Annotated in this window: 16 protein-coding genes; 10 read left to right on the forward strand and 6 right to left on the reverse strand. The window is 71.0% G+C overall.

Going from position 1 to position 12,690, the window contains the following annotated elements:
- The first annotated feature begins 95 nt into the window (after positions 1–95).
- Positions 96–848, forward strand: a complete 753-nt coding sequence (locus F1544_RS04510) for a hypothetical protein (protein WP_167582506.1) — start codon at positions 96–98, stop codon at positions 846–848.
- 59 nt (positions 849–907) lie between these two features.
- Here F1544_RS04510 and F1544_RS04515 read toward each other — a convergent pair whose 3' ends face one another.
- From F1544_RS04515 to F1544_RS04525, 3 genes are all read right to left on the reverse strand, one after another.
- Positions 908–1,450, reverse strand: a complete 543-nt coding sequence (locus F1544_RS04515) for a hypothetical protein (RefSeq protein ID WP_167582508.1) — start codon at positions 1,448–1,450, stop codon at positions 908–910.
- A 59-nt stretch (positions 1,451–1,509) separates the two neighbouring features.
- Complete coding sequence (locus F1544_RS04520; protein ID WP_167582510.1) at positions 1,510–2,049, reverse strand: hypothetical protein; 540 nt, start codon at positions 2,047–2,049, stop codon at positions 1,510–1,512.
- Between the two features lie 150 nt (positions 2,050–2,199).
- Positions 2,200–2,925 (reverse strand): hypothetical protein, encoded by a 726-nt coding sequence (locus tag F1544_RS04525; protein WP_167582512.1) that lies wholly within the window; start codon positions 2,923–2,925, stop codon positions 2,200–2,202.
- 132 nt (positions 2,926–3,057) lie between these two features.
- Between F1544_RS04525 and F1544_RS04530 the strand changes: the two genes are divergently transcribed.
- From F1544_RS04530 to F1544_RS04545, 4 genes are all read left to right on the forward strand, one after another.
- On the forward strand, positions 3,058–3,471 hold the full coding sequence (locus tag F1544_RS04530; protein ID WP_167582514.1) for a hypothetical protein: 414 nt from the start codon (positions 3,058–3,060) through the stop codon (positions 3,469–3,471).
- A 285-nt stretch (positions 3,472–3,756) separates the two neighbouring features.
- The gene (locus F1544_RS04535; protein ID WP_167582516.1) at positions 3,757–4,239 is read left to right on the forward strand and encodes a hypothetical protein; all 483 of its coding nucleotides are present in this window, start codon (positions 3,757–3,759) and stop codon (positions 4,237–4,239) included.
- 94 nt (positions 4,240–4,333) lie between these two features.
- The gene (locus F1544_RS04540) at positions 4,334–4,768 is read left to right on the forward strand and encodes a hypothetical protein (RefSeq protein WP_167582518.1); all 435 of its coding nucleotides are present in this window, start codon (positions 4,334–4,336) and stop codon (positions 4,766–4,768) included.
- Between the two features lie 89 nt (positions 4,769–4,857).
- A complete protein-coding gene (locus F1544_RS04545) occupies positions 4,858–5,457 on the forward strand; it encodes a hypothetical protein (RefSeq protein ID WP_167582520.1) in 600 nt (199 codons plus the stop codon).
- 205 nt (positions 5,458–5,662) lie between these two features.
- Here F1544_RS04545 and F1544_RS04550 read toward each other — a convergent pair whose 3' ends face one another.
- Both F1544_RS04550 and F1544_RS04555 read right to left on the reverse strand, forming a co-directional pair.
- Complete coding sequence (locus tag F1544_RS04550; RefSeq protein WP_167582522.1) at positions 5,663–6,520, reverse strand: hypothetical protein; 858 nt, start codon at positions 6,518–6,520, stop codon at positions 5,663–5,665.
- A 171-nt stretch (positions 6,521–6,691) separates the two neighbouring features.
- Complete coding sequence (locus tag F1544_RS04555; RefSeq protein WP_167582524.1) at positions 6,692–7,132, reverse strand: hypothetical protein; 441 nt, start codon at positions 7,130–7,132, stop codon at positions 6,692–6,694.
- A gap of 158 nt (positions 7,133–7,290) precedes the next feature.
- On the opposite strand from F1544_RS04555, the gene F1544_RS04560 reads away from it, so the two are divergent.
- The 5 genes from F1544_RS04560 (at position 7,291) to F1544_RS04580 (ending at position 12,030) form a co-directional block, all read left to right on the forward strand.
- The gene (locus F1544_RS04560) at positions 7,291–8,106 is read left to right on the forward strand and encodes a hypothetical protein (protein ID WP_167582525.1); all 816 of its coding nucleotides are present in this window, start codon (positions 7,291–7,293) and stop codon (positions 8,104–8,106) included.
- Positions 8,107–8,141: 35 nt separating this feature from the next.
- Positions 8,142–8,903 carry a hypothetical protein gene (locus F1544_RS04565; RefSeq protein WP_167582527.1) on the forward strand — a complete coding sequence of 254 codons (762 nt, stop codon included), beginning with the start codon at positions 8,142–8,144 and terminating at the stop codon, positions 8,901–8,903.
- 235 nt (positions 8,904–9,138) lie between these two features.
- Complete coding sequence (locus F1544_RS04570; protein ID WP_167582293.1) at positions 9,139–9,588, forward strand: hypothetical protein; 450 nt, start codon at positions 9,139–9,141, stop codon at positions 9,586–9,588.
- A 464-nt stretch (positions 9,589–10,052) separates the two neighbouring features.
- Entirely contained in the window at positions 10,053–10,883 is an 831-nt protein-coding gene (locus F1544_RS04575) for a carbon-nitrogen hydrolase family protein (RefSeq protein ID WP_208971273.1), read from the forward strand.
- Positions 10,884–10,968: 85 nt separating this feature from the next.
- Positions 10,969–12,030 (forward strand): aminoglycoside phosphotransferase/kinase family protein, encoded by a 1,062-nt coding sequence (locus F1544_RS04580; protein ID WP_167582531.1) that lies wholly within the window; start codon positions 10,969–10,971, stop codon positions 12,028–12,030.
- A gap of 432 nt (positions 12,031–12,462) precedes the next feature.
- Here F1544_RS04580 and F1544_RS04585 read toward each other — a convergent pair.
- Positions 12,463–12,690, reverse strand: a 228-nt coding sequence (locus F1544_RS04585) for an integrase core domain-containing protein (RefSeq protein ID WP_167582534.1), incomplete at its 5' end; no start/stop codon positions are given.

Below are 12,690 nucleotides of genomic sequence, written 5' to 3' on the forward strand. Positions count from 1 at the left end.
ACCGCGGTACCGCTCAGCCCCTCACCTACGACGGTGTCAAGGAGTCGGGAGCGTCAGGCCACGCATGGCGAAGCTCAGCTGGCAGAGTCAGAGACGTGGCCGACGACCTGCTCCGCAACCCCGCCAACTTCCTGGAGCTGATGCTGTTGCCACACCTGCGCGAGGGGCGTAGCGCGGTCACGGTCGCGGCGGCCGAGGACGGCACCTGGACCGTGCGGGTCAGCGTCGACGTAGACGACCACTACACCAGCGAAGCTGGCGCTCACGCTGTCGCGGACTACTACCGCGACAATCTGCAGGCCTACCTCACCCACCAGCGCGCCCGTCGCCGGTCTTGGCGCCGCCGCAGCGAGGCCAGCGGTGACGACCTCGACCGCTCCTCCGGTGGAGAGGCCGTCGACACGGGCCTCGCGCACCTGACGGGCCTCGCGCACCTGCAGGACCCCGGCGGCCTCGCGACTGCGTCACCGCGGGGCGGCGGCAACCAGCTGCCCGTCATCGGCGGCCAGCTGGGGCAACGCCTGCAGCACGTCGAGGACACCCTGACCGTGATCGAGTCATTGGCTGAGTACCTGCCCCTACCCGCCACCGAACAGGCCCGCCTGTTGGACCTGCGTGCCAGCCTTCGGCAGCTGCACCGCTCAGCCGGCCTCGTCCTGCTGGTTGAGACCGTCGAGGATCCCAGTGACACCGCGCTGGGCGCTGAGGTCCTCGCCACCGCGGATCACCTGCTGCAGGGAGCACGACTGCTGCAGTCCGACGTGCAGCAAGGCCTGCTGCAAGAGCTGAGCATCCAGCGCCGCTACGCGGAGGCCAAGCACCAGGCCTCGGAGCTCGAGCTGGACTGAGCCACACCACCGCCCGTGACGCTGGTCGTGCGAAAGCGTTCACGCCGCTGGTCGCGCGCTCATGCCGCTGGTCGCGCGGGTCGGTAGGACACGGTGAGCATGCTCCGCAGCAGGCCCACGACATCCCCTTGGACGCGACGCAGCGCCGTCAGCTCCTGACGGGTCCAGCGAGGGCGGTAGGACTCCAACCCGAAGGCCCACGGCACGTTCGCCGCGAACAGCTTGTCGTAGGAGCGGTCCACCCAGTACCCCCGATCAGCCCGCGCTCGCCCGAAGGTGTAGGCGACGTCGGTCGCGAAGTTCCACACGTTTAGTCCAGCCGCGACAGGCACCGCCCTCCCGGGGTGAGACAGCCAGTCCCGGACCTCATCGACGTCGATCACCCTCACGCCCTCGGCATCGTTCTGACCAAAATCGGTGACCTGTTCGTACTGCACCTTTGGGGCAGTCGCCTGCCACCTGTGCAACGCCGCGGCGCTCCGGATGCCGATCTCGGAGTCAGCGACCTGCAACCGCCCCGCGTGGGTAGCCAGGCAGTCGTTGTCGTCGCGGTCTTGGCCCCACCACAGGAACAGGGTCCGCCCATCCAGGCGCACCGGCACCGGCTGCCCGTTCAGCGGGGACCGTGCGGTCGACGGTGAGGGACTGCCCCAGATGCGCTTCACCGTGGCGCGGGGCCGGCCACCAGGCGCAGGGCACGCTCGTAACCGCCGGCGATGTCCACCCGGGTGATGGCCTCTACCGCACGCTTGGTGGTTTCGGCGTCCCACTGCGCCCGGATGGTGACCTCCAGCAGGTCCACCCAGTGCCGGTTCACCCCGCGCACGACCCCGACGAAGCAGACATCGGGGTCTCGCCGCTCAGGGTGCAGCGCGGCGACCTGCTCGCTGCCGGCCAGGCTGGTCAACAGGCCTCGGCGGGAGTCCAGGTCGAGATCAACCTCCAGCGTCGGCAGTGGCCACTGCTTGCGCCGTCGGAGGGCTTCGGTGGTGAAGCGGGCGTTAGCGCGTGGTTCGACGACGCTCACGTCGCGCAGGCGGACCGCGCTCCAGCCCGTCAGCCAGATGTCGTCGGAGACCCGGGCCAGCAGCAGCCAGCGGCGCCCCACCCCTGCGACGTAGCCGTCGAGTGAGTCCATGTCCTCCCCGCGGTGCACCCGGACCAGGAGGGACGCAGCTCGGGCGGAGGCCAGCTGCTTCACGGTGGGACGAGGCGGAGTAGACACCCCGTCAACGTCGCACGAACACATCGGCATCCACCACCGACTTCACGCACATGCCGCTGGTCGCGCGATGGCGCGCTCATGCCGCTGGTCGCGCGATGGCGCGCTCATGCCGCTGGTCGCGCGGACTCACACCGGTTCGGAGAAGGTGCGCCGGCACATCTCAGCTTCCGTGCGCATCTCGTGGTCCTCCTCATACACGCACAGCGCGCATGTCGTCAGACCGCGCCGCCCCGGCCAGGGATGAGCACCCTGCGGATGCCCGCACTGCCCGCACGCCGGCTCGTCACCGTGCGCGGGTCTCGCGACGGACGCACGCAGGGAGCCCAACCAACGCCCAAGACGCCGAGCCCGCCGCTGCCCCTCCTGGCGCTCACCCTGCAGTCGAGCTCGGCCGTGCAGATGCTGCAACAGCTCCACCGTGGCGACGCCCTTTATGCGACCGCGTAGCTGTCCAACCTCGGCGTCGGTCAGCTCTGCGGTGATGGAAGACGCACCGTCATGCAGCACCGCCAAGGCGGGCTGCCCCGCGGCGGACAGCAGCTCCACGTGGATCGACCACGCCGCATAGGTCCGTAGCAGTGCCTCCTGAGCGGCGTCGGTCCGGTCGATGTCGATGCCCATGCCGGTGTCCACACCGTCCCGCTCACGCTGCAGGCGCCGCAGATCCTCCTGCGCCTGCTGCACCTGCAGTGGCAGCTCATCGCGGTAGTCGCTCCAGGCGTCCACGTACGCCCACGGCGCCTGGCTGACTAGGACCTGCAGCATCGCGGAGCACACCTGCACTGCCGCCTCGCGCGCAAGGTCGCTCTCGGCCACGGCCCAGACGCGCCGGCCATTACTGCGCTCGCTCACACACCCATGATCCCGCGAGGTCATCGAGATGCGACGCCAATGCTCAGGTTCACGCTCATGCCGCTGGTCGCGCACATGGGGCTGCGACCCGCCGGTTCTCGTCTACGTCCAACAGGTGTGCGACTCTCGATCATGAGACGTGACGCCGTGGTGTCTGCGCTCCTCACCGCGGCGGCGGGGACGGCCGGCTTGCTCCTCAGTTCCTGCGGAGACGCGGGCGGTCCCAACGGATCTCTCCAAGGTGAGCTCATCATCGGCGATGAGAAGGACGCCACCATGACCGCCGCCATGACCGGCCCCCTCGAACGGGTCGGAGCATGCATCGGCATCGGGAGCGTCCTCGTCGTCTGGCCAGCTCACACCACATGGGAGTCCTCCACCTCCACCCTCACCCTTCCCGGGGGGAAGTCCTACACACTGGGCCAAGAGCTTGAGACGGGTGGCGGCAGCATCTCCCAGAAGACGCTCGCCGAGAACTCAAAGGATCTTGCCCAGGCGTTCGCCGAGTGCAATGCACCGGAGAACGACGATGTCTGGGTGATGTAGCTCCCCGAGGGCCATGCCGCGCGCTTCGGAACGCACGGTCACGCCGCTGGTCGCGCGGAGCACGCGCTCGTACCGCTGGTCGCGCGCTACGGGCGCCCGCGGCGTTCGCTCCTTCGGGTGACGAGCCGCATGTGGCGATCGATGACGTGCCGGCGACTGATGCCGCATAGTCGGGGGGTGCGAACGCTTCATGCTCTTGCCGCGACTGCGCTGGCGACCGCGTTGATGTCGAGCGCGTGCGCTGACCCAGGTACCAGCGCGGCGCCGGTACTCCCAGCTGAGAGCGTGACGACCACCCCCAGCACGATTGCCGCGCCGGAGCCAGGCGTCTACACCCAGCCAGCGTTGGTCGAGCTACCGATCGACAGCCCAGACCGTCCCGGTGACGACCTCATCGACTGGCGAGGTCAGGTGAGGGAGTCGATGCAGCGCTACCCCGCCACCTTCGCCGTCCCCGTCGAGCTACCCGCAGACATCTCCCTGGCCTTCACCAGCGCCTGGTGGGGACACCCGGTCCTCGACGTCATGAGCGACGGGTCTGGCGTCATCGTGTGCCGAGGCGAGCTACCCGCCTGCGAAGCGGCTCTGGGTGACGCCCCGGTCGTCGTGGTCCGCAGCGGTGAGCTGGACTCGACCCCCTTCCACATCCTGCTCAAGCCCCCCGCCGAACCCGGTACCACCGGTGAGCTCACGCCCGCTCAGGAGCAGTTCTGGACCACGGTGGCCTTCACATCTGCCGTGCCCGATTGGGCGGTAGAGGCCAGCTGACTCGGCCGCGCGGTCATGCCGCCTTCGCGCGCACGCGCCCTCATGCCACTCCGGCGGGTTGGAACGCGCCCTCTAGCTGCGGCGTTGGAGCTTCATGTCCTCAGCCGCGTCTGACACGCCGCGTCCGGCCCAGCAGCGCAGCCCCGCCCGGCGCTACAGCGGAAACATCTACGAGACCGTCTCCGGCTTCCCCACCGCTGACGACCTCATGCGCGCCTGTCTGGAGGGCGCCCGAGCCACCATCGACGACCTCACCGCCCGAGCTCCGGAGATCAGCAGCGACCCCTACTTCCAGGGGGACCTGGAGCACGCCCAGGGGGCCATCGAAGGCTTCACCGCTCTGCTGGACGTCGCTCGTCAGACACCTCGTCCCGCTCTCGATGCCCCGATGCGAGCTCTCGACGACGACGGTCAGCTGATCGCCGAAGTCACCTTCAACATGCACATCGAGACCACCGACGGCGCCTACGCGCTGGCCTCGGCGACACTGCCCCATGCAGGAGGAGCCCCGATGCTCGGAGACTCCTGACGAACGGTGATGGTTACGCTCACGCCGCTGGTCGCGCGCAACGTCCGGCGGGCGTGACGTGAGGGGGCACCACACGCGACTGTGTACCGGTGACCGTCACCCTGTGCTGCGATGTCTCCGCGGCTGCCTGGCTCGACAGCACCGACTCCTCGTGGGGGAAGCTGGTCTGCCTGGGACCCGACGGCTTCGAGCGCTACGCCCGGTTGCGCTTCATCCCCGACCCCACCGAGACCGGCCAGCGAGAGGGCGACGTAGCCGGCGACGAGGACCGTGGGACGGAGACCGAGCAGTTGCGTACCGCCGTGGATGTCCTGAGCGCCCACACCACGACCGTCGACGCCTGCTACTTCGCCCTCTGGGACGGCTGGGGCGTCACCCCAGCCGGTGGATCAGCCCGCCCGACCTGGCAGCTTCCCGACCGCGACTACTTCCTCTTCCAGGGCCCTCTGTCCGCCCTCGGCGACGAGGACCAGTGGCGCGAGGCACTGCGGACGTCGGACGCCCGATGGTGGTTGCCCGTCCCCGCCTTCGTGTGGCCCGCGGACCGGGCCTGGTGCCTGACCAAGGACGTCGACCCGCACTACGCCAGCATCGGCGCCTCCGGTGCCGCCATCGAGGACCTGCTGGTCCGGTCGGGACTGGATCTCGTCCTCTCCGACCCAGCGGACACGCCACCGCACTACTCCTGAGCCACGCACGGCACCGCACACCTCGCGTGTTCATGCCGCGACCAGGACGTCGCCGACATCTCGACACGTCTGGGGCGAGCACTGGATCAGCGCGGCGCACAGGCGCCTCAGCGGCGGTCGATGCTGCTCTCGAACTTGGTCACCTGACCTGTGCGTGTGACGGTCCACGACTTGCTCGAGCGGAACCCCGAACAGGCGCGCGGACTCACGTCGCCTCGAGTTGCCGCACGCTCCAGTCCGCGCAGTCGATGACCTCGACGCCTTCAGCCGTGATGAGGATCAACGTCCTGCCCCCGCGCATCGTCGCTGTACCGCCGACGCGGTGGTCTGAGGGACGTCGCTCCAGGACCTCCCCGTCGTCGCTGAACCGGAACAGGGAGTTCCTCCCCTCGGAGGTCTCGTGGACTGCGACCCAGGTCTCCGTCACGGGGTCGTGGAGGACATGACGGAAGTGCTCGGCCACCCTCGCCCGCTCCCGCCCGTCGGGGTCGATGATGCGCAACGGTCCCCCGATCTCCGCGACCGCCAGGTGTTCGCCGTCGGTGGCCGCGGACACGAACCCGCCACGGCCGGACGTCGAGATCCTCGACCCCAGCGGATCCAGCGAACCGTCCAGCAGGCGGCACCAGTCGCTGCCCAACGCCAGCAAGACGTCTGGACGCAGCGCGAACACCTGCAACGCCCCCCGCAGGGAGCGCACCTCCTCCCCGGACGCGGCCTCCAGCACGCGGGTGGCTCTCCGGAGGTAGGTGACGGCCACCCGACCTCCAGCCAGGGCTGTGACGGCCTCCTCGTTCGTGCGGCTGCGGTCCTGCCACAGCCGCTGCCCCGACAGGTCGTACCCGCACACGCCGTGGCGCTCCCACGCGCCGGCAACCACGAGAGGACGTTCACCGGACACCAGCGCCCCCCGCCAACCGCCGCCGGAGCCCCAGACCGTCTCGAGCGTGGCGCAGCGCGCACCACGCGCCAGCGACCACACGTCCACGACCCCCTTGAGCTGAGCCGTGACCAGCAGATCGTCTTCCCACGGTGGTGCGGCGACATCACGGAGGTCGATCACCAGCGCCCACCCTCCCCCGTGGAGTTCATGCCGAGCACTGTGCCCGACGGATCCGACACCAACCGCTCAGGCGAGGCTCGACGACCTCGCGACTCCTGCGTGGCGGACGCGACCCCCGCGGCGACGACTTCACGGTCTGTCGCGGGCGTGCGAGTTCATCGTCGCGCGTCGTCAGTCGCTGATCTCGACAGCTACCTCCACGCCCGCAGCGCTCACCACCGCCGGACCCGGTACGGCCCCTGGAGGCAGGTCCACCTCCCACGCGATGGAGTAGCCCTCACCGCGACCGGCTGCGTCGGCAGTGCCCAGCATCCACGACGAGAAGCCCTGCTCCAGCACCAGGTCCACCCCGCGCAGGGGCCTCTCCGAGCTGGCCGGCGGACCGGCGCACCCCGCGCCCCCCGCACTGGTGTCGTCGCAACCGTCGCGGAACCACTGTCCGGCGACCTGCAGATGCCCGCCCCGCTCCACCGTCACCGGGGCCGAACCCTCCCCACCGCCCACCGATGCTGCCTCCGGGTCGGTGCCGATCACCAGCTGCGGGCCCACGCAACTGGCTGCTGCCGACGCCGCCGGCAGCATGCCCAGCGCGGCGCAGACGAAGGCCAGCACTCCGGTGGCCGCGAAGACTCGACGAGCTCCCACGCCTCGTGGACGCACGCGGCAGTCACGGCGTTCCCCCACCCAGGGAGTGCCCGCTCGAACATGCGGTCATGTCGCCGTCCGCCCCGTACCTGGTGGCTGGTGATGCGGACGGGCACGATGACCGGGTGAGCATGGAGGGCCTGCAGACGGCAGCCGACCCCGCTGTCGGTGACTGGATCGCCCCCCGCCTGCGCGGCGGCTTCGGCGCGGTGTGCCGCACGGTCCCGCGCGGTTACCCCGCCTACGCCCGCGTGCTGCACCCGGTGGAGCCCGAACCTGCGGTCGAGCCGACCACGTGGGCCGGGGTCTGCGCCCGCACCGGTCGCATCCCGCACGCCCTGATGCAGTGGGAGGCCATCACCACTCCCGCCCCGCCACCGCGCTCCGGTGGGGAGGTTCCCCTCTCGCGCGAAGGTCGCTGGGCCGAGGTCCAGGTCCGCCGCGGCACCCTCAGCCCGCAGGCGCTGAGCCCGTTGCTGGACGTCTTGGCCCCCTTCACCGGCGACCGGTGCCACCACGCGCTGTGGGAGGGGTGGGGGTGGCTGAGCGGCGGCAGCGTCTTCCTCACCTCCTCCCCCGCCGCCGGCCCTGAACTGCCGGTGCCGAGCCATGCGGCCACACCCGATGTGCTCGAGCAGGCCCTGGACGCCTCCCGGTTGTCGCTGCCGGGAAGGGAGTACCTGCTGTTCACCGGTTCCCTGCACGCCGCCCTCGGCATGGGGCACCAGGTCACCGACGACTGGTTCGACCCGCAGTCACCCAACCTGTCGTGGCCGGCGAACCGCTCCTGGTGCCTGGCCACCGAGATCGACTTCGACTCCACCCTCGTCGCCGGCCCGGTCGACCTGGTCGACGCCGTCCTGGCCGCGCCGGCGCTCGAGGCGTGGCCCGTGCACGAGGACGACGACCTGTCCGCCTTCGCTGATCACCTCAACACCTGACCTCGGGGGCAGCCACGCACGCGCAGACTGACCCTGTGGACGAACAGCAGCTGCAACCGGCCCCGCCCAGCGCGACCGCGCCCACCGCTGCCTGGCTGTCCAAGCTCGAGGCGCCCGGCCCCGGCGCCCCGCGCGGCTTCTCCGCCGCCGCCCGCCTGCTGCACCCCGCCACCGACGCCGACCTCGACCCCGTCGGCTGGGCCGACGTCGCCGCCGTCACCGGCCACTCGCTGAACCCCGACAGCACCTTCGACGACATCGCCGGCACCGTGCACACCCGCCGCACCACCCGCAACGACTGGCCCGGCGGCCCACCCGATCTCGGCGAACTGGGCGACACCGGGTGGGACGCCCTGCTGAGCCACCTCGCCCGGTACTCCGGGTCCAGCACCCGCTGCCTCATCGCCGTCGACGACTCCTTGACCTGGGTGACCGGCGGGCCCGGCGTGCAGTTCTCCGGCGACCCCCACCACGTCGAGCCACCCCAGGACCCGGCGTTCTCCTCCTGGCTGCTGAACTCCACGCCCCGTCTGCGGGTCTCCTCGCGCAGCTACCTGCTGCTGACCGCCCCGCTGGACGCGCTGCGAACCGTCGGGCGGACATGGCGGTACCAGGACCAGCGCTGGTTCGAGCGGCACAGCCCCAGCCTGCTCTGGCCCCTCGACCGGTCCTGGCTGGTCCTCACCGACCTCGACCAGGACTACACCTACATCGCCGGCCCACGCGTGCTCCTGGACGCCGTCCTCGCCGATCCCCGGCTCGAAGCCCAGCCGCAGGACACGACGCCGCCGTTCTGACGTCTCCGCGTCGCCCGTCGCGAGCAGCGCGCTCGGGCCGCGGTGCTGAACGCACGGCCGCGCCGCGATCCGCGCGGCCGCGGCCTGGCGGTCGTGGCGAAGATCGCGCCGTCGGCTCGGACACTCGAACTCGGTCTTCGACTCCGGTGGTGAGCCACGAGTGCCACGATGTCCCCAGCTCATCGCCCACCGCGTACCGCGGTCGCGTGGTCCCCACCCTGAGGAGCCTTCTCCCATGGACAGGCACGGACGCGCTCAGCGGTGGGCCGGCACCCGTCGAACCGCTCTGGCGGGCACGCTGCTGGGTACCGTCGGCGGGGCCGTCACCGGCGCCCTGGCACTGGTCGGCGATCCCGAGCTGAGCACCGGATCCGAGCTGGCTCTCGGCGTGTTCTACGGGGCTCCCTTCGGTGCGCTGTTCGGTGCAGCCTCCGGCCTCGTCAGCGGCACGGTCGGTGGATGCCTGGCCGTCCACCTGGTGCGTGAGCACGTCGTCCTGGCCCGAGCCGTGCTGGCGGTGTGCTGTGGCGCGCTCATCGCCGCCGCCTCCGCGTGGAGCCTGCCGCCAGGCCCGGTCCACCTGGTGGGCACCGTGCTCGCCACGGCAGCCGCGGTGGCAGCGGCCTGGCTCAGCGCTTCCTGGTGCTTCCGGCCCTTGCGCACCGACGACGGGCCCACCGGCTGAGACGCGTTGCACCGCAGTCCCCCTACCGCAGCTGGGTCACACGTCCGAGAAGCCGTCCCTGGCGTTCTCCAGCGGTGAGGTGCAACCGCGTCGCGGGCCGATCCCCGGTCCGCCGACCCACCGCCCAGGCGGCGCGTAACCCCGGTCGGTCGCGCTCGAAGGGGTTCCTCGACGGCTCCTCCCCGCCTCCACCAGCCGGGCGAGTGTCGCAGCCGTCGTGCTCGACGCTGCGGAGTCAGGCGCCTCCGGCGCCCTCGTTCCGCTCGGAACCTGAGCCGGTGATCCTCCACCGCGAGACGGTGGTGGACACGCAGATCAGCGGCCCCCTCGCCCTCCCGGTCGTGCCGCGATCCGCGTGGTCCTGGGAACCCGCGCGGTCGTGCGTGACGAACGACCGTGGATCGCGCGCCGCCACCGCGCCCGGCGTCCACCTCGACGTCAGCTCGCGCCGACAGACTGGGCGTGTGAGCACCCTCCGCATCGCCGTCACCCAGCCCGACGCCAGCCCGGACCCCCACCGCAACGGAGAGGTCACCCGCCGGCTGATGCGGACCGCGGCGGCGCAGGGAGCGCGGCTGGTGCTGTTCCCCGAAGGCCACCTCTCCGGGTACGCCAAGGAGCAGGTCCACGACTTCGCGGACACGGACTGGCCGACGGTGCGGGCGGAGACGCAGGCCGTGGCCGATCTCGCGGCCGAGCTCGGAGTGTGGGTGGTCCTGGGTTCCGCCCACCCGCTGACGCCTCCGCACCGACCGCACAACAGCGTGTACGTCATCTCCGACACCGGGCAGGTGGTGGACCGCTACGACAAGCGCTTCTGCTCGGCCACTGAGACCCTGCACTTCTACACCCCCGGGACCGAGCCGACGGTGTTCGAGGTCGACGGGTACCGCTTCGGCATCGCCGTGTGCGTGGAGATCAACTTCCTCGAGGTGTTCAGTGAGTACGCCGCCCTCGGGGTGGACTGCCTGCTCCTGCCCACCTACCCCGTCGACGCGATCTTCCGGACGAAGGCGCAAGCCCTGGCCGCCATCAACAACTACTGGGTCGCCGTCTGCTCCGTCGCCCAGACCCACCACCTCGTGCCCTCGGAACTCTTCGGCCCCGACGGGACGTCTCTGGCGGCGGCGTCCGCTGGTGAGGAGATCGTCCTCGCCGACCTGGACCGCACGGACCCGGAGTTCCACATCGCGCTGGACCTGGCACGTCCCTGGCGCTCCAGCGCCCTCGACGGCAGCTTCTACCGAGGGCACCACGTGCGGGACCCTCGCAGCAGCGACAGGACCGCGCTCTGACTCGGTTCGCTCCCCGACCGCGCCAGGTGCTCGCGGGATCGGTCGACGCTTCCCGTGCCGGTGAGCTCGTGAGAACGTTCCCGCCGTGGACCTCCCCACCGGTGCGACCGATGACGAGCCCGCGCGCGCCTTGACCGGCGCACCGGCCACGCTGTCCGACACCGAGAGGGCCGTCCTGGGCGACCTCTCGACGGCACAGGTCCTCTCCCTGTTCGACGGCTTCACCCGCGACCACCTCGCTCGATCCATCGACCACGTGACGTTCCGGGCCGGTCGCATCGACGTCGTCTGGGGCGTCCGGCTCACCGACGGCCGGGACGTGGTGATCAAGGCGCACCGTCGCCCGGTCGACGTGCCCGCCGTCGTCGCAGCGACGAGAGCGAAGGACCTGCTGGTCGCGGCCGGGTTCCCCTGCCCTCAGCCGCTGGCCGGGCCCCTCGAGGTGGCCGGGCACGTCCTGGTGGCCGAGACGCGGCTGAGCACCGGCCAGGCGCCGGACGGGCGTGACCCGGTGGTGCGCCGACTGCTGGCCCGAGGACTAGCCCGGCACGTCGACCTCCTGCGTCAGGCGACCTCCGAGGACCCCGACAGCGCCTTGGTCGAAGGAGCCGGCACCGGCCCGTCGTGGTGCCGCTACCAGCACGGTCCCTGGCCGGTCCCGCACGATCCGATCGTGGACTTCACCGCCTGCCCGCCGGGCTGCGAGTGGCTGGACGACTTCGCGCGGCGGGCGAGTGAGCAGGTCCTCGCCCACCGCAGCCACGACGTCGTGGTCGGGCATGCCGACTGGTACGCCGGCAACGTGGCCGTCGCCGACGGGCAGCTGGTGGGCACCTTCGACTGGGAGCTCGTCGCGGACGCCGAGGCTGTCGTGGCCGCCTTCAGCGCCGCCGGGTTCGCCTCCAGCTCCAGCAGCGGTGGCGGGTTGTCCACCCCGGAGGAGACGGCGGTGTTCCTGCAGGACTACGAACAGGCTCGCGGCGTCCCCTTCGACGAGGCGGAGCGGAGGGCCGCAGGTGCGGCGGCGGGGTGGATCGTGGCGTTCAACGCCCGGTGGGAGACCGCCATGCGTCCCGGCCTCGAGGACGGGGCGACCACGGCCCTGCTGCGGGCCCGCGGGGAGGACTACCTGTCCCTGACCTGGTGAGGACGCGCGGTCGTGCCGCTGGTCGCGCGACCGCTGACGCCCGGTCATGCCGATGTGCGAGCGCAAGCTGAGCAAGAGGATCACCCGCATCCGCGCCATCCGTGCGGTCAGGATCCGAGGGCCCTGCTGCGGCACCGGCTCACCGAGACACCTCGGACGCACGGCGTCGAGCAGGACGCGGCCTGCGCCCGGGCCGAGACCACCCGCGGCTCATCGAGGGTGACCCCAGGGACGAGCAGGTCCGCCGCAGCAAGCTCGACGGCTCTCACCTGCGGCGCGAGCACACCGTGACCTGGTCCACGACCCCACGCTCTGAGAACGAGCTGGTCGCCTACCTTTTTCTGCTGTCCAGCGTCGCGAGCACCTGGGATGTGGGGAACGCCGACCGCTGGGCCGACTTCCACACGCCCACCGGCTAGATGTACCTGGCCATCACGTTGGTGACAGGCGGCTGACCGGCGGGAGGCCACCGAGTGCGCTGTGACGGCGTTGAGTGTTGTAGTGCTCGATCCACGGGGCAAGGGCTGCGGCCCGTTCGGCGTTGCTGGTGAAGACCTGCCGGTAGGCCCACTCGGTGGCCAGGGTCCGGTTCAACCGCTCCACCTTGCCGTTCTGCCAGGGGCAGTGCGGGCGGATGAACTTCTGCCGGGCACCCAGTGC

The organism is Kineococcus rubinsiae (assembly GCF_011839805.1).
GTDB classification, from domain to species: Bacteria; Actinomycetota; Actinomycetes; order Actinomycetales; family Kineococcaceae; genus Kineococcus; species Kineococcus rubinsiae.

Excerpts from the sequence above, each read along its gene's own strand:
- F1544_RS04530 (WP_167582514.1), top strand. The coding sequence starts at position 3,058 with ATGAGACGTGACGCCGTGGTGTCTGCGCTCCTCACCGCGGCGGCGGGG.
- F1544_RS04540 (WP_167582518.1), top strand. The coding sequence starts at position 4,334 with ATGTCCTCAGCCGCGTCTGACACGCCGCGTCCGGCCCAGCAGCGCAGC.
- F1544_RS04570 (WP_167582293.1), top strand. The coding sequence starts at position 9,139 with ATGGACAGGCACGGACGCGCTCAGCGGTGGGCCGGCACCCGTCGAACC.